The organism is Microbacterium testaceum StLB037 (assembly GCF_900104345.1).
GTDB classification, from domain to species: Bacteria; Actinomycetota; Actinomycetes; order Actinomycetales; family Microbacteriaceae; genus Microbacterium; species Microbacterium testaceum_A.
In genome coordinates this window covers 25,502-42,570 of sequence record NZ_FNJN01000008.1, presented here as the reverse complement: position 1 = coordinate 42,570, position 17,069 = coordinate 25,502, and the positions used below count along the sequence as shown (strand labels likewise).

The 17,069-nt window shown below is 66.1% G+C and carries 8 protein-coding genes and 1 tRNA gene; 5 read left to right on the top strand and 4 right to left on the bottom strand.

All coding sequences use genetic code 11. From position 1 onward, the window contains the following. Positions 1–2 precede the first annotated feature (2 nt). The 3 genes from BLS25_RS15540 to BLS25_RS15530 all read left to right on the top strand — a co-directional run bounded on the left by BLS25_RS15540 (position 3) and on the right by BLS25_RS15530 (position 9,956). Positions 3–6,467, top strand: coding sequence for an RHS repeat-associated core domain-containing protein (locus tag BLS25_RS15540; protein WP_256335608.1), 6,465 nt, complete (start codon positions 3–5; stop codon positions 6,465–6,467). Between the two features lie 10 nt (positions 6,468–6,477). Further along, positions 6,478–6,906, top strand: coding sequence for a hypothetical protein (locus BLS25_RS15535; RefSeq protein WP_143017976.1), 429 nt, complete (start codon positions 6,478–6,480; stop codon positions 6,904–6,906). Between the two features lie 2,777 nt (positions 6,907–9,683). Then, complete coding sequence (locus tag BLS25_RS15530) at positions 9,684–9,956, top strand: GNAT family N-acetyltransferase (protein ID WP_074696887.1); 273 nt, start codon at positions 9,684–9,686, stop codon at positions 9,954–9,956. A 77-nt stretch (positions 9,957–10,033) separates the two neighbouring features. Here the strand turns inward: BLS25_RS15530 and BLS25_RS15525 are convergent, their stop codons facing one another. Then, positions 10,034–12,472: an ATP-dependent DNA ligase gene (locus tag BLS25_RS15525; RefSeq protein ID WP_074696885.1), complete on the bottom strand. Its 2,439-nt coding sequence runs from the start codon at positions 12,470–12,472 to the stop codon at positions 10,034–10,036. Positions 12,473–12,772: 300 nt separating this feature from the next. Between BLS25_RS15525 and ku the strand changes: the two genes are divergently transcribed. Beyond that, complete coding sequence (gene ku, locus BLS25_RS15520; RefSeq protein WP_074696883.1) at positions 12,773–13,636, top strand: non-homologous end joining protein Ku; 864 nt, start codon at positions 12,773–12,775, stop codon at positions 13,634–13,636. Here the strand turns inward: ku and BLS25_RS15515 are convergent. Both BLS25_RS15515 and BLS25_RS15510 read right to left on the bottom strand, forming a co-directional pair. Then, complete coding sequence (locus BLS25_RS15515; RefSeq protein WP_074696881.1) at positions 13,633–14,382, bottom strand: DedA family protein; 750 nt, start codon at positions 14,380–14,382, stop codon at positions 13,633–13,635. The two genes, ku and BLS25_RS15515, sit on opposite strands and share 4 nt — an antisense overlap. A 48-nt stretch (positions 14,383–14,430) precedes the next feature. After that, positions 14,431–14,512, bottom strand: a tRNA-Leu gene (locus BLS25_RS15510). 128 nt (positions 14,513–14,640) lie between these two features. On the opposite strand from BLS25_RS15510, the gene BLS25_RS15505 reads away from it, so the two are divergent. Beyond that, the gene (locus BLS25_RS15505) at positions 14,641–15,660 is read left to right on the top strand and encodes an NADPH:quinone reductase (RefSeq protein ID WP_074697100.1); all 1,020 of its coding nucleotides are present in this window, start codon (positions 14,641–14,643) and stop codon (positions 15,658–15,660) included. Positions 15,661–15,767: 107 nt separating this feature from the next. Here BLS25_RS15505 and BLS25_RS15500 read toward each other — a convergent pair whose 3' ends face one another. Further along, the gene (locus BLS25_RS15500) at positions 15,768–17,006 is read right to left on the bottom strand and encodes an MFS transporter (protein WP_074697098.1); all 1,239 of its coding nucleotides are present in this window, start codon (positions 17,004–17,006) and stop codon (positions 15,768–15,770) included. Positions 17,007–17,069 lie beyond the last annotated feature (63 nt).

The following is a 17,069-nucleotide window of genomic DNA, read 5'->3' as shown; positions in this document are numbered from 1 at the left end:
CGATGGTGAGAAGTGCGTGCGCTGCCGTCCTGGTCGCGGCTCTGGTCGTGACGGGTGGGTCCGTCCACGCCGTCGAGCGACCCGTGACCCGTCCGGCCGACGTGCAACAGCAGATCCTTGATCGCGTGCGCGCTGCCGCGGCTCCTGCCGCCCGCGCGTCCGCTACCGCGGTCGACGAGGGCACATCGGCAGAAGCCACGCTCGAACCAGGAGAGGGCGCGGTGCTGGATGCGGATGCTGCCGGTGTTCGAGCGGAGTTCTCCGGTCACGAGGCCGACGAGAAGTTGACGGTGAGGGCCGTTGCGTTGGACGACGGTGCCGCGGTCTCGGCTGCGTCCGAGACAGGGGGTGTGGTCGCCGCTCCTCCCGTCGAGATCCGTGCCCACACGGAGGCCGGTGACGACGTCACCCAGTTCCCCGCGTCGTACACGCTCGAGAAAGACGACTCGTCCGGTATCGAAGTTGCGAAGAACGTGCGGCCCGGCGTGAGCCTGCAGCTCGATGTCGACCCCGATTCGCTGACGCGGTCAGGCGTGGACCTCGACAGTCTTCGTGTCGTGACGCGGGAAAGTCCCGGCGACCCCTGGCAGCAGCTCCCGTCGTATTACGACGCGGACGCGCATGCGGTGCGAGCGGAGTCGGAGCACTTGTCGCAGTTCGTCGTCATCGGCACACCGGTGCAGACGACTCCGGTGCCCCGGATCGTGCTGGATCCCGACGATGATGCGGGGTGGGCGAACTCTCCCGGCCCGCGCATCACAGAACTGCCGTTGAACGTGCGGTTGGCCGATCAGATGGCGGCGATGCTCCGCGAGCGGTGCGCAGCGGACGTCACGCTGACGCGAGGCGCGGACCAGCGTTTCGTATCGGCGCAGACGCGGCGCGCGATCGCTGCATCCCACAACCCGGACGTGACGTTGACGGTCGCGTTCGGAACCAACCAGGGTACTGCCTGGGGCAATGCCCTCAATGGCGGAACGCAGTTGTTCTCCCGCGGCGGAGACAGCGATGCCCTGCGCGAGTCGTTGCTGTCGGAGATGCGCGGATACACCGGCCGGCCCGGACGGGTGAAGGCTCCGACGGCGGACTTCCCGCGGGAGGAGTACCTGGGGCTGCCGGGGGCGGTGGTGCACATGGAAGCCCTGTACATGGACCACAACTTCGACCGCCCCGTGATCGACAACGGGTGGGACTCGGTCGTGAACGGTGCTTTCACCGGCGTCGGGAAATATCTCGAGTCGAAGGGCTTCTCCTGCACGAATCCGGTCACGGGCGGGTGGCCCGCTCGCCCCTCCGCCGCGGAGTTGTCGCGTTGGTACCAGCTCGGCTACCGCAACTGGCAGCACTACGGCGCTGACCCGGTGTCGTTCTCGACCGGCAACCTCGTCGAAACCGAACACCTCTTCTCCCTCCCGAGCGCGGGCGGCTCCGCGACGGATGTCTCCCTCGTCTACAACGCGCAGGACGGTCGGCTGGGTCGTGTCGGTGCGGGCTGGAGTTTTGCGCTCGGCGGTCACGCGCAGCGTTTCGATGACCATTCCGTCATGGTCGTGCGCGGCGATGGGGCGTCGATCATGTTCGAACCCGATGGGACAGGGGGCTACATCGATCCCCGTGGCGAGGGCCTCCACTTGGTCGAAGCCGGAGGCGGCATCTTGCGGATGTCGTCGCGCGCCGGGGAGACATGGGACTTCGACGCCGCCGACCAGGACGGCATCGGGGAGATGACCCGCGCTGTCGACACCACCGGTCGCGCCACCACCCTCACCTACGGCACCCCTTCGAGAACGCAGCAGTTCGTGGCACTGACCGCGATCACCGACGCGAGCGGTCAGCGTGTGCGGGTCGACTCCGACGACGCCGGGCGGATCACCGCCCTTACGCTGCCCGATGGCCGCGCCTGGTCGCTCGGGTACGACGGCAACGGCGACCTCACCCGCATCGCCTCGCCCGACGGCGGAGCGAAGACCTTCGCCTACGACGGGTCGCACCGCATCGTCACGATGACCGACGCGCTGGGGGCGACGTATCTGCGCAACGCCTACGACGACGCGGGGCGCGTCGTGCGGCAGTGGGATGCCGCCGGTAACGAGCGTCACTTCGCCTACGAGGCGGGGCAGACGACCTATACGGATCAGGAAGGCCGCATTCACACCTACGCGTTCGACTCCCGTTCGCGCATTACGAAGATCACCGACCCCGCCGGTGGTGAGCAGTCGTGGACCTACGACGACGACAACAACGTCACGGCCTTCACCGACGCGGCGGGACGCACCACCTCCTACGCCTACGACGCCGCCGGGAATGTGACCGGGGTGACGGATGCCGCCGGGAACACCACCGCGTACACGTACACCCCGAAGGGAACTGTCGCCTCGCGCACGGACGCCCTCGGTCGGGTCACGAGCTACGGGTACAACGACCGGGGAGCTTTGACGAAGACCGTGCAGGCCGACGGATCCGTCATCACCTACGGCGTCGACGGGTCCGGCAACCTCGTTCGGACGACTCTGCCGTCGGGAGCGGTGTTCGCGTACGAGGTCGATGGACGCGGAAACCGGGTCGCGAGCACCGACCCGTTGGGCCGGACCACCCGCTTCGCGTATGACGACGGGAACCGCCTGATCGCCTCGACCGACCCTCTCGGTCGGGTGACCCGGTACGCGTGGGATGCGCGGGACAAGCTCACCGCCGTCACCGACGCTCTGGGGCGGGTGTCGCGGTTCGCGTACGACCTGAATGGGAACCTCACCTCCGCTACCGACCCCGCCGGAAACGCCACCCGTTACACCTGGGACGCGCTCTTCCGCATCGTCAGCGCCACGGATGCGACAGGCGGCACCACCTCGTACACGTACGACAAGGAAGATGGCCTCACCGGCACCACCGACGCGGCCGGCCGTCAGACCCGCTTCGTGCTCGACGTGCTCGCGCGTCCGGTCGAAGCCATCGATTCCGCGGGGCGATCGTGGAAGCAGACTTTCGACGCGTCCGGTGTCCCGGTGACGCAGGCCGACCCCCGCGGAGCGGAGACGAAGAACGAGGTCGATGCGCTCGGTCGCGTCACCTCGACGAAGGGCCCGACCGGTGTCGCGCAGCACACCGCGTACGACGCCGTGGGGCGAGTGAGCTCCGTCGCCGACGGTGCAGGGAACACGACGACCTACGAGTACGACGCACTCGATCAGGTCATCTCCGTCATCGACCCCACCGGTCAACGCACCGGCTACACCTACAACGCCGACGGTCAGGTGGTCGGGACAACGGATCGCCTCGGTAACACCACGATGTACGAGCGGGATGCGGCGGGCCAACTCGCGAAGATCACGAACGCGGACGGCACCACCTCCTACGCGTACGACGCGGCAGGCCAGCTCGTCTCCGTCACCGACCCGACCGGCCGGACGACAACGTTCGCCTACGATGCGACCGGTCAGGTCACGGAGTCGACGGACGCCGCCGGCAACACGACCCGCTACGAGCACGATGTCCTCGGCAACGTCGTTGCGGTGACCGATCCGGACGGAAGCGTGACCCGCGCCACATGGGATGTCGCAGGCCGCCGGACCAGCGTGACGAATGCCCTCGGCGAATCGACGACGTTCACCTACGACACGGCCGGGCAACTGACCTCCACGTCGGATGCACTCGGTCACGCCAGCGCCTACACCTACGAGGAGCACGGGCAGCTCGCGACCGTCACAGACCCGACGGGTGGGGTCACGCGGTATGCCTATGACGAGCTCGGGGTGCTCGCAGCCGTCACCGACGCACGCGGTAATCAGTCCGCGTACGAGAACAACGCGCTCGGGCAGCCGGTGACCGTAACCGACCCCGCGGGTGGGCGCACCCGTTACGAGTACGACCAGCGCGGAATGACGTCCCGCGTCGTCGCACCCTCGGGTGTGGCCGTGTCCTACGGCTACGACGCGCGCGGCGACCGCACCGAACAGGCCTCCGTCTCCGATGTCCTCCGGTTCGAGTACGACGCGGAACAGCGCCTCATCGCCGCCTCCAACGCCCATGGCACGACCGGGTGGACCTACACCCCCACCGGGCAGATGGCATCCCAGATCGATCAGCAAGGACGTGAGCTGTCCTACGCGTACGACCGCGCCGGTGCCCTCACGCAGCTCACCGTCCCGGGCGGTCAGAAGATCGACTACGAGCGCGACGCGGCGGGCCGCGTGTCGCGCATGTCGAGCCCGTGGGGGAGTGCCGTCTACGGCTATGACAAGACCGGGAACCTCACCGGCATCGACCGCTCCAACGGCGTCTCCACCCGCTACGGCTACGACGCCGCCCGCCAGGTCACTGCGATCACCTCGACCACCCCACCACCGGCATCACCGGTAGCGGGACCCGCGGTTCCGGGGGCGGTGCGCACCCAGGGGTTGTGCCCGGTGGTGACGAACGAGAACGCCTCCGGACTCCGGGCCTCCACCGTCGACAAGCCCGGATGCAGCACCGTCTCGTCCTACCTCGGACACCGCTCGCTGCCCTCGGATACCGGGTCGCTTCCTCAGGGCGCCACGCTGTCGCTCCTCTACGGGTACGACGCGGCCGGCAATGTGACCGAGGCCACCCGCACCGTCGCCGCACCCACGTCGACGCTCCCCGGAGGCATCGCGCCGGCAGGCGCTCTCCCTGGGACATCGGACGCGTCAACGACGGTCCTGGACAAGCTCGCAACGACGTTTGCGTACGACAACGACAACCGGTTGACCCGGTCGACGCAGAGCATCGGCGCAACCGACGACTATGCGTACGACCAGGTCGGTAACCGCACGGGATGGTCGCACTCCGCAGCCACGTCCTCATCGGGGGTGCTGGATCCGGTGTCGATGGTTGATGCGTCCGGGGCGAGTGTTCCCCGCCCTCCCGCCTCCCTCGCCACCGGATCCGTGAAAGCGACCGATACCTCGTTCCAGCAGACGCAAGAGTTCAACAGCCTGAACCAGCTCGTCTCCGCCACCGGCGGGCCCGCCGGCGCACAGACCTACGGGTACGACGCCGACGGGCACCGCACATCGGTGACGGGCGGTGGCTCCGGTGCGACGTACCGGTGGAACGAACTCGGACAGCTCACCGGGTACACCGACCCCTCCGGCTCCACACAGTTCGAATACGACGCCCTCAGCCGCCGCGTCTCCACCAGCACCAACGGCGCCTACGGCTCAACGAACACCTCAACCGTGTGGAACGGCATGCAGCCCGTCCAAGACACCAGTGACGTCGCCGGGACAACCACCCTGATTCGGGGCGTCGCGGGGGAACTGCTGCTCGAGGGCCGCACCTCCGGTTCCGTGACCTGGGATCTTCTCGACCGGTTGGGAAGCGCCATCGCGCAGGTGGGGGACACACGGCTGGGGTCGTCACTGAACAACCCGGTGCAGAACGCCCGCGACGCCCTGACCGACCGCACCGCGCGGATCACACAGGTGTCGGGTGGATCGGACTGGGGCGTCCCCGGCTTCTCCACCGCGGGGTGGAACGCTTCGGTCGGACACTCGGGCGAGCGCGTCGACCCCGTCGCCGGTCTGGCGCTGTTCTACTCGCGCGGGTATGACCCTCGGTCGGGTTCGTGGTTGTCGCGGGACTCCTGGGAGGGGGTGCTCGAGTCACCCGCGTCCTTGAACGGGTACGCGTACGTCGAGGGCAACCCGGTGACCTCGCGTGACCTGCTCGGGTACCGGCCGCTGGGGCGGTACGACTGGGCCGACGGGCACTCGGTGCGGCCGCGGTTCACCGCGCCGGGGGTGTGGTCGAACACCGGCGCGCGGACGCAGCAGTCGTCGTACAGCCCGTCCAAGACGTTCACCGGGCACCCGTTGAAGGCGAACGTCGTCAGGCCAAAGGCCACGTCGCAACCGACCGCACGGCACTCGATGGGATCGGTCGGCCTATTGTCGCCCAGCGTTCCGCTGCTCAGTACAGGGGCCGCGGCAGCCGCGGAATCTGCGGCCGCGGCAGCCGTCGCGGCCGGGCTCGTTGCCGCAGGAGCGGCAACCGGCATGCTCCTTCTCTCGCTGAGTGGTGATTCATCGGGCGTTGGGGTGCGACGCAACGAGGCCGCGGCGTCCCCGCTAGACGCATCCGCTGCGGCGGACACCCGCTCCGGTAGCGGCTCACCCAACTGCGACCCCGAAGCCTTCTTCGAGTACTCGTGCCCTCAAAGCAACGTGTTCAAAGACGCGAACTCGAGTCGAGCCCCCCAGGAGGAGATCAAGGGAGAGGCGGCGAACTACGATGTCGACGAGCTAGCTCAGTTCGCACGAGGCCACAGCGGGGACGGGTGGGCGAATGGCCAAGCGCGACCTTCTCTCGCGCAGATAGAAGCCGCCCTCAAGAACGGGACGCCATTCCGGAGACCGGGTCAAGATGGTCTTGTTTTCGATTTCAAAAACACTCGTGTCATTATTAATGAGAACAACCCTTTCAAATCGACGGGGTTCTTCAAGCAGTGAGGTATCAGCAATGAAATTCGGAGAGATTGTATCCTGGAGAGAGCAGCCAACAACGCTGGCCGATGTGATGGGGTCCTGGACCGCTTACGTTCTTCAGATGGCGGCGGATATGAGAAAATATCCGTCCGAGGTTGTTGGGGATTTTGGTTACGACGATTACATTGGGGCGCTTTTCGCTCGGAATCATCTGCGTCGCGCGATGGACGAGCTTTCCGTGACGAGGCTCGACATCGAATGGCACTTCGCTGAAACGGCAGATGAGTATTTTCGGTCCCTCACCCGTGATGATCCGGGCGGTGCTGTGATCGAGTCCGAGCCGCTGTTTGCTGAGTATCAGCAGGACAAGTCCTATTGGTGGCTTCGGCGCATTCCCCGCGAGGGGGCTCTCGGATACGAGATCGCGAGAGTAGCTCGGGCTAGAGCTGGTCTCGCGTACTGAGTGAAGATCAGGTCGATTGTTGAGCAAGCAATCGGGGCAAATCCCAGTTCGATTGGGGCGCGCATTTTTTAATGCTCGCACTGGCGAGGTTGATGACTTCGATTTCCAGTGACCTACAGTGTATAGATCAGCACATGAAAGGTGCCTATTTCTAGTTAGGTGCACGAGTTCTGAACTCGTAATCCTTCTGCCCTGGCGGGAATTTTTACATCACGAGTCAACCTCTTTCGCGCTGACGGAGGGGACGTTGTGTTCGGTGCTCAGCATGCGGGCGACTACAAACTTGCCGGAATATCTAGTTCACGGTGACAATGCTTACCCAGCATGCGTCTCGGCGGGGCAGTTCGTGGTTGATAAGCGCAGCTTCCCAATTGGTGAGTGTATTGGTGTATAGGGTATATAAAGCAATTTTTGTACTGGATGTCTATAGCTGAGTAGGGGTATCCAGGGGTAGTTTATGATGATCGGCATCACCTCAACATCATTGAAGGGAACCCGTCAGCGAATGCGATCTAGGGGCGAAATCTGGAGGCGCCGCGGCAATTCGACGAACTTGGGTGGTCCTGATTCTGTAAGAGATTTCTTCCACTGCTTCGAGTTTTCGTGGATTTTGCCGTTGCGAGGCAAGGCGTCGAGCGGCAACGGGGTGTGATTGGGCAAGCGTGGCGAAAGGGTGGTCGACCGAAATCAACGACATAATTACCGTGCGAGATGCATTCCTCGCAATGACGGACTTCATCGGCGTTTTTTTATCTGAATCTGAATTTTCGTGGAACGCGCTGATAGAACACGTTCAAATTCCCGACGGCGTGGCTCGCGACGCGGCGGGATGGCCTCTCTGGGTAGAGAGTGTGAGTCGAACTATGCGGGGGTTGGAACCTCGTTCGACGTTGGAACCGTGGGTGACGTCCGAGGGTGGCCCGGGTTTTGTGATTCGCAGATCTTATAACTTTGATTCGAACGAACAAATAACCATCGATTCGGCGTTCGCTTGCGTAGGAGCATACCTCCAGGTTTTTTGTTCGACTGCAGGTGAAGACTCCCTCACACTCTTTGCGGACACGGAGATAGAGGCCGACGGTGGCCCCTTTGACGCGGCCGCGTGGGGCGATTGGTTGAGTACCGTTGATGGCAGGGAGATTCGGAGAGATGCATCGGGGCCGAGCGGGCATCGCAACACGGGGTGAGACTTCGATTTAGCCAGCGTGAGATTTCCAGTTGCCACATCGGCGGTGTCATGGTCGATTGGCGCAACAGTCGCCGCACAGCCCGTCCGAGACGTTCGCCGGGTACCCGCTTCACACCAGCCCGGTACACCGATCTCTTTCGCGATGTGATCATGCCGGACGAGAAGCGCGTACGACATCGGGGGCGACCCGCCTGCTTTATGGACGGAACGCTCACGGCCGTCGACCCGAACGATGTTGATGGCGGAACTGCGTTTCGGCGCATCGTAGTGCGAGTGCTTCCCAGGACTAAAAGGCCCGAGCGATAAAAGTCGAATATCCCTTTGCGGCGAGTGCACGTGCATCTCAGAAGAGGCCTGCATATGTCGTAGTGAGCGTCACGGAAGACGACGCTTCGATCTGGTTGTCGTGCTTCCTGAAGCTATTGAATCTCTGGGCATTGGAGCCCCGCTCACGGCTAAGGTGGGGGCCTCGATCGCTGAGCTCGAGCGAGGGAGACAATTTGTTTCGGCGTACCCCCCGGTCCGAGGCGGGGAAGCCGCGCGCAATCTTCTTGTGAGCGGCTTCGCGTTAATTGCGTCAGAGGAGGATTTTGTTCAGAGAAACCTCAGCGCCACAAACGAAAGCAATCCGTTTAAGTCGACTGGATTCTTCAATCCCGGAAGGTGAGTGATTTGTCAAAATTTGACCTATTGGTAAGGTGGCACAATGAGACCATCACGTTTGGATCCGTGATCGGCCTTTGGTCCGCGCAGGTTCTCAAAATGTCTGCAGACATGAGGGAATTCCCTGCTGAGGTAGTGGGAAATTTTGGCTATGACGATTTCATAGACGCCTTATTCACGCGAACGTATCTTGAGTCGGCGGCGTTTGAGCTGGAGATCACGCAGGATGACCATGAATATTACACGATTAGGGCTTCCGATGAGCTATTCCGCATTCTGACGCGTGATGATCCGGGTCTTGTTGTAATTAGTTCCGAGTCAATGTTGGAGAAGCATCGCGCGGACCCAAATTATTGGTGGATACGTCGAATTCCGGTCGGTGGCGCTCTCGGATATGAGGTGTGTCGGATGGCTCGGGCAGTCGGCGGCTTGAAATACTAAATCACCGGCGATCAGTCTCTCCAGTTCTTCGCTATCGCGATTTCGTGACATGGGTCAGCTCTTGAGTCGCGGTTGAACTGAAAGGGTCGGGCAGTGCGTTCACGAGATATTTATTGTTTGCCTGAAATGGCATCTCGCGTTCGGTCTTTCGGTGTACTTCTGAGTGTCGACAAAGGCGATGTTTAGCTCTGGCTCTCTCATCATTTTGAGAGGCCGTTCAAATCGCTTGGCGTGAGGGCCCCCTCTGTGATCGTCTAGGAGCACCCTGCGAGGAATTGAACTCTTCCAAGAGCTTTCTGCTCGAGTTTCTGGGTGAGATGAGAACCTCCGCCGCGAATCCCATGGGCCTGAGTGGCTTCGTGGTCGACCCGTTCAAACATAAGCTCGTTCGCTCAAAACTGAGGCGGGTAAAGAAGCACCTGAGACGAGGTGAGCACCCGACGACGATCTCAATGAGGCTTTCGTCGAGATCGACCACTGGCTCGTGTTTGGCACGTTCGTCGACGGGCGGCTCGCCGGTGCAGCCAGCATGTACCCCTGTAGCGGCACACGATTTGCCGATCTCGGCGTCATCACGCTGCGCGGGTTCCGCGGCCGGGGGCTCGCCCGCGCCACCGTCCTGGCGATGGCTGCCGAAGCGCTCGAAGGCGGCTACGAACCGCAGTACCGATGCCAGCTCGACAATGCGCCGTCGGTGGCACTGGCCTCGGCATCCGGGTTCCGCCGCTTCGGGGAGTGGCCTGTCATCGACGACTGACGTAGTGGCCGGGCTCGCGAGGGGGTCGGTGGCTTCGATAGGCTCAGCCACCGCGTCGGCCAGCCACCTCGTTCGCGTCAGTCCTCCCGCACCACCTCGCCGGGACACTTGTCCGGCCGCAACCCACGCCACCGCGCCTGCCGCAGAATCCCGCCGGGGGTGAACTCGGCGAACTCGACCTCGGCGACGAGCTCGGGCCGCACCCACAGCGCATCGCGCGCATCGGCCGCGGGTACGCCCACGAACGGATCGGCGTCGATGCGCAGCGGGTCGAGCAGCTCGGTCAACCGCGCGAGGGTCTGCTCGCCGAAGCCCGACCCCACCCGGCCCGCGTACCGTAAGCCGTCGGCGGTGGGCACCCCCACGAGCAGCGAGCCGATGGTCCCCGACCGATTGCCCTTCCCCGGACGGATGCCGCCGATCACGATCTCCTGCGTCCGCGAGTGCTTCACCTTGAGCCACTGCTCCGACCGCACACCGCGGCGATACGTCGAAGTCGGGTCTTTCACGACGACCCCCTCGAGCCCGAACCGGCCGCTCGTCGACACCGCGGCATCCACGTCATTGAAGACGGGCGGCACGACGACCGGACTCCCGGCGTCGGCGGTGAGTTCTTCGAGCATCTCCCGCCGTTTCGAGAGAGGGAGGGATGCCACATCCCGGCCCGCCACCGAGAGCACGTCGAACAGGTACAGGTGCACGGGCGTGCGTTTCGCCTCACGCTGGATCTCGCGGGGCTGGGCGAGGTTCATGCGTTTCTGCAGGAGGGGGAAGCTCGGTCGGCCCCTGTCGTCGAGCGCGACGATCTCGCCGTCGAACACCGCCGGGTCGGGCCCGAGGCCCAGGTCGACGCTCGTCAGCTCGGGATAGGCGGCGGTCAGATCGTTGCCGTTCCGCGAGCGCAGGCGCAGTCGCTCACCGTCCCACACGCCCAGCCCCCGGATGCCGTCCCACTTCATCTCCACCCAAGGAGAGCCCCAGCGGTCGGCGGCGGCGCGAGCGATCCCCGGCGTCGCGGACGTGGCGAGCATCGGCCGCAGCTCGGCGACGGTGGGAGCGTCGATGGGCGACGGGGCCGTCGCACGGGCGGGCTCGGGGGCGGGGGACCCGTGATCGAGAGCCACGACGGGGGCTCCCTCGCTCTGCGGTGCGCCCTCGGCATCCGTCTTCATCCGGTGCAGCAGCCACTGCGACTTCTCGCCCTGCCCCTCGGTGCGGATCAGCGCGAGGCGCACACGGCCCAGGGGACCGTCGTGTTGACCCTCGAGGGTCGCGATCACCTCGTCGTCGCGCCACTTCTCGAGCTCGTACGTGCCGGTGTCCCAGACGGTCATGATGCCCGCGCCGTACTCGCCGCGCGGGATCTCGCCGGCGAAGTCGAGGTACTGCAGGGGGTGGTCCTCGGTCATGACGGCGAGGCTGTTCTTCGCGGTCGTCGGGGGGACGCCCTTGGGCACGGCCCAGCTGACGAGCACGCCATCGCGCTCGAGGCGAAGGTCCCAGTGCAGGCGGCTGGCGTGGTGCTCCTGGATGACGAAGCGGGGGAGGCCCTCGGGATTGGGCTCGCCGTGAGGAGCGTCTGGCACGGGCTCGGGGGTCTTACCGGCCGTGCGCTTGGCGATGTAGGCGCGGAGGGGACCGTGCGCTTCGTCGACCGAAGCCAGCGAATCGACGGGTCGCTCGAGCACCTCGTGGAACAGGAGGTGCCGCAGCTCGGGGTCGTCGAGTTCGGCCCACCTGCGCGGGGCGGCGACAAACGGACGCGGGCGCCCGCGCAGGGAGTACGGAGCGATCGTCGTCTTCGAGCCGTTGTTCTGGCTCCAGTCGATGAAGACCTTGCCCGGACGCGCCGCCTTCGACATCTGGCTCACGACGAGGTCGGGGTGGTCGGCCTCGATCGCGCGCGCGAGCTCCTTCGCAACCGCGCTCGCCGCGTCGCTCGACTGGCGGCCGTCGAGGCGCGCGTACAGATGGATGCCCTTGCTGCCGCTGGTCACCGGGAACGGCTCGAGGCCGATGTCCTGCAGGATCGCGCGCGCCCACCGGGCAACTTCAGCGCACTCGGCGAGACCGACGCCCGGGCCCGGATCCAGATCGAGCACCAGCCGGTCGGGGTTCTGCCGCTCGCCGTCGGAGGCGAAGCGCCACTGCGGCACGTGCAACTCGAGGCTCGCGACCTGCGCGAGGTAGACGAGCGTTGGCAGGTCGTCGACGAGCGGGTAGTCCTTCGCGCCGCTCGAATGATCGATCGGAAAGCGCCGCACCCACGCCGGAGCGCCGGGCTCGAGGGCCTTGGCGAAGAACGGTTCGCCGGGGTCGGCATCCGTCCCCACTCCGTCGGGCCAGCGCTTGCGCGTCAGTGGACGATCGGCGACGTGGGGGAGCAGAAGCGGCGCGATGCGCGTGTAGTAGTCGATCACCTCGCCCTTGGTGGTGCCGGTCTCGGGGTACAGCACCTTGTCGAGGTTCGACAGGCGCAGGCGGCGACCGCCGATGCGCACCGTCTGCTCCGTCATCGCCCCAGCGTAGAGCGGAGGGGGCGGCGGATGCCGAGGGGGTTGCGGGGGACGCGGCGGCGTCGTGGGATCACGGACACACCGCAGGAGGCAGGCGGCGGACGGCCGTCGGCGTGGCGCGGAGGGGCGGGGGGACGGCCGGATCTCCTGCACAGTCCACCGGAGCGGGCGGCACAACTCCTGCAGATCGCGACAGATGGCGCGCGGGAGAGGGCCGGAGGGCGGATCTGCAGGAGTTGTGCGCGGAGAGCGGGCACAACCCCCTCGGCATCCACCGCCTTTTCGGTGTTCACTGATCCCATGCGATCGATCTGGAAAGGCGCCCTGACCTTCGGCCTCGTCAACGTGCCCGTGAAGGTGTACTCCGCGACCGAAGACCATGACGTGTCTCTGCACCAGGTGCACAACGCCGACGGCGGGCGCATCCGATACCAGCGCATCTGCGAGATCGACGGCGAGGTCGTTCCCTACCAGGACATCGACAAGGCCTACGACGACGGTGAACAGACGGTCGTGCTGACCAAGGATGATCTCGCGTCACTGCCGAGCGAACGCAGCCGCGAGATCGAGGTCGTCGAGTTCGTGCCCAGCGACCAGGTCGATCTGCTGACGCTCGACAAGGCGTACTACCTCGAGCCCGACTCGTCGTCGCCCAAGGCGTACGTCCTGTTGCGCAAGACGCTCGAGCAGACCGACCGCACCGCGATCGTGCGCTTCTCGCTGCGTCAGAAGACGCGGCTCGCAGCCCTCCGCGTCCGCGGAGACGTGCTCGTGCTGCAGACCCTGCTGTGGGCCGACGAGGTGCGCGAGGCGGCGTTCCCCGCGTTGGACGAGAGCGTGCGCATCTCGGCGAAGGAGCTCGAGATGTCGGCCTCGCTCGTCGACAGCTTCTCGAAGGACTTCGACCCCGAAGAGTTCACCGACGAGTACCAGGCCGAGCTACGCACCCTCATCGACGCGAAGCTCGAGCAGGGCGACGCGCTCGACACCGACGCCACCTTCGGCAAGAAGGAAGAAGAGGACGGCGGTGAGGTCATCGACCTCATGGAGGCGCTGCGCGCGAGCGTCGAGCGCAGCCGGGCCGCCCGCGCCCGCGCCGATAGGACCGAAGACGCGCCGAAGAAGAAGGCTCCCGCGAAGAAGAAGACGTCGAAGGCGTCTTAGCGCGTCGGCTGGTCTCCGTCTTCGAGGGTCTTCGGGTCGAGCGTGAGGGCCTCGGCCTCGGCGGGGGTGACGGCACCCTCGCGCTTGGCGGCGGCACGCTCGCGGAAGTAGTGGATCGCGATGAAGATCGCGGTACCGGCGACTGCGGCGAGCAGGATCACGTCGATGTACTCGGTGACGATGTCGCGGATGAAGGGGATGTAGCCGACCGCGTAGCCGAGCATCGTGAGACCGATGCCCCAGATGACCGCACCGATGAGGTTGTACAGCGAGTACTTCTTCCACGGCATGTGGCCCACGCCCGCCGCGATCGGGGCGAACGTGCGCACGACCGGCACGAAGCGCGCGAGAATCACGGTCAATCCGCCGAAGCGCTCGAAGAACGCGTTCGTGCGCTCGACGTTCTTCTTGCTGAAGATGCCGGAGTCCTTGCGCTCGAAGATCGAGGGCCCGGCCTTATGACCGATGAAATACCCGACCTCACCGCCGATGAAGGCGGCGACGCCGATCGCCAGGGCCACCCACCACGCGTTGATGCCGAACACGCCGTTAGGAGCCGCGGGAGTCGAGTGCGACAGCAGCCCCGCCATGATCAGCAGGGTGTCACCCGGCAGCAAGAAGCCGATCAGCAGACCGGTCTCGGCGAAGATGATGAAGCACACCACGAGCAGCGCCCACGGCTGCGAGTTGGTGATGATCGCCGCAGGGTCGAGCCACGGGAGCAGCGCGGTGGTGGTGTGGATCACATCGGTCCCGTCGGGTCGGAGAGTCGGTGCTGAGAACAGCGGATGCCGTGCGGAAGGGGGGACTTGAACCCCCACGCCCGAAGGCACAGGAACCTAAATCCTGCGTGTCTACCGATTTCACCACTCCCGCGAGTGTGCTCATTCTAAGCGTGCGGAGCGCGCCCACGATGTGAAGCAGCCGTCAAGCCCACGCCTGTTCCACCCGGCGCGACACGCCGCGGGGGAATGCTGGACGACATGGCATCCGTTCTCCCCTCCATGAAGGCGATCACGTACTCCCAGCCCGGTGACTCCTCCGTCCTCTCGCTCGAGGACCGTCCGCTGCCCGAACCCGGCCCCGGAGAGGTGCGCGTGCGCGTGACCGTCTCGGGCGTCAACCCGACGGATTGGAAGGCGCGGGCCACGACCGGGCGGCCCCTTCCCTTCGACGAGGTCACCCCGAACCAGGACGGAGCGGGAGTGGTGGATGCCGTCGGCGACGGCGTCGACACCCTGACTGTCGGTCAGCGGGTGTGGGTGTACCTCGCGGCGCACCAGCGTCCTCTCGGCACGGCGGCCGAGTACACGGTGCTCCCCGCGTCGCGTGCGGTCGCCCTGCCCGACGACGCCTCGTTCGAACTCGGCGCGAGCCTCGGGGTGCCCGCGATGACCGCCCACCGCGTGCTCACCGTGCACGAGGACGGCCCCTCGCGTCTGGCCCCCGGCGCGCTCGCCGGACGCACCGTCCTCGTGCAGGGTGGCGCCGGAGCCGTGGGGCACGCGGCGATCCAGCTCGCGGCCTGGGCCGGAGCCACCGTCATCGCGACCGTGAGCAGTGACGAGAAAGAAGCTCTCGCGCGGGCCGCCGGCGCCCACCACGTGCTGCAGTACCCGAGCGACGCGCTGGCCGACGGCATCCGGGAACTCGCCCCGAACGGCGTCGAACACATCGTCGAGGTCGCGATCGCCGACAACGCCGCCCTCGACGTCGAGGTGATCGCCAACCACGGAACGATCGGGTACTACGCCGACAACGGCGGAGACGACTTCACCGCCCCCGTGCGCGTGAGCTTCGCGAAGAACATCCGCTGGCAGGGACTGCTGCTGTACACGGTGGGGGAGCGGGCGCTGCTCGCCGCCGCCGAGGACGTCGCCGCGGCTGTAGCCGACGGCGCTCTGCCGGTGGGGGAGGACGCGGGGCTTCCGCTGACTTTCTTCGACCTGGCCGACACCGCCGCCGCGCACGACGCCGTCGAGCAGGGTGCGCTCGGCAAGGTGCTCATCCGCGTCGCGGAGTGATCTCCGCCTCGCGTTGCGCGTGAGGGGTCGGAAACTGTCGCTGGGGCGGACCCGAGGCGACAGTGAGTGACCCCTCACGCGAGAGACGACAGGGGAGTGAGGCTCCGTCAGCGGGTGCGCGGGACGTAGCGCGGCACCCACCGGATGAAGCCCGCCGAAACGAGGACGGCGATCAGTCCCATTGCGCCGACACCGACCGACAGGGATGCCACGGCCGTCAGGGCCGACACGATCAACGGAGCGACCGCGCCCCCGGCATCCGTCAACGTCCTCCACGAGCCGAGGAACGCCGCGGGATCGGTCGGCGGGGCGACGTCCGCGCCGAGGGTGAGCAGGATGCCGCTCGACAAACCGTTCCCGACACCCAGGACCGCCGCGAACATGGCGTACCACATCGCCGCCGACGACAGATCGTGCGTGAACGAGAGGGCGAAGAACCCCGCGCCCATCAGGATCAAGGCCGGAAGGGCGGCCCAGAGGCGACCGAAGCGGTCCATCACCTGGCCACTCGCGTAGAAGAGCGCGAAGTCGATCGCGCCCGAGGCGCCGACGACCACCGCGATCGTTCCGGCATCCAGTCCGAGGGAGACGCCCCAGAGCGGGAGCACCACCTGCCGCGCCGAGCGCACGGCCGACAGCGACGACGCCGCCAGGCCTAACCGGGCGAGCACTCCGCGGAAGCGCCACATCGTGCGGAACACCCCGACCCGCTCGACGGTGGGGATCGCCCCGGTAACCGGCTCACCCGTGTCTTCGGCATCGCGCGAGTCCCCGCCGCCCCGCCGCGTCGGCGACCCCGCGCCCACCGGCACGGCCTTCTCGGGATCGGGGCCGAAGAACACGAGCAGGATCGTGGCGACCTGGCACACGGCGAAGAACATGATGGATGCCGTCTCGGTACCGAAGACCGCCAACAGCGCCGCCGAGATGAACGGGCCGACGAACATCCCGAGACGGAACGTGCCGCCCAGCAGCGACAACGCGCGAGCGCGGAAGGTCAGGGGAACCCTCGTGGTCATGAAGGAGTGACGGGCGAGCGCGAACGACGCCGCACAGAAGCCGATGAGGAACACCGCCGCGGTGAAGAACGCCAAGGACTGCGCGAACACGATTCCCAGCAGACCCGCCAGCACGACGATGCCGGCCACCCCCATCGTGACGCGCTCGCCGAAGCGGGCGACGGCCCAGCCTGCCGGGATGTTGCCGCAGAGCTGGCCGACGACGAGGGCCGCGGCCACGAGGGCGGCGAGAGCGACGTCGGCACCGAGGCGGTTCGCGATGACCGGAATGAGGGGGATCACGGCGCCCTCGCCGACTGCGAACAGCAGCGTGGGGCCGTAGATCATCGGTGCGAAGCGCACCAGCACGTTCCGGGGAGAGTCGGCTGTCACCGTCTCCACGATAGGCTT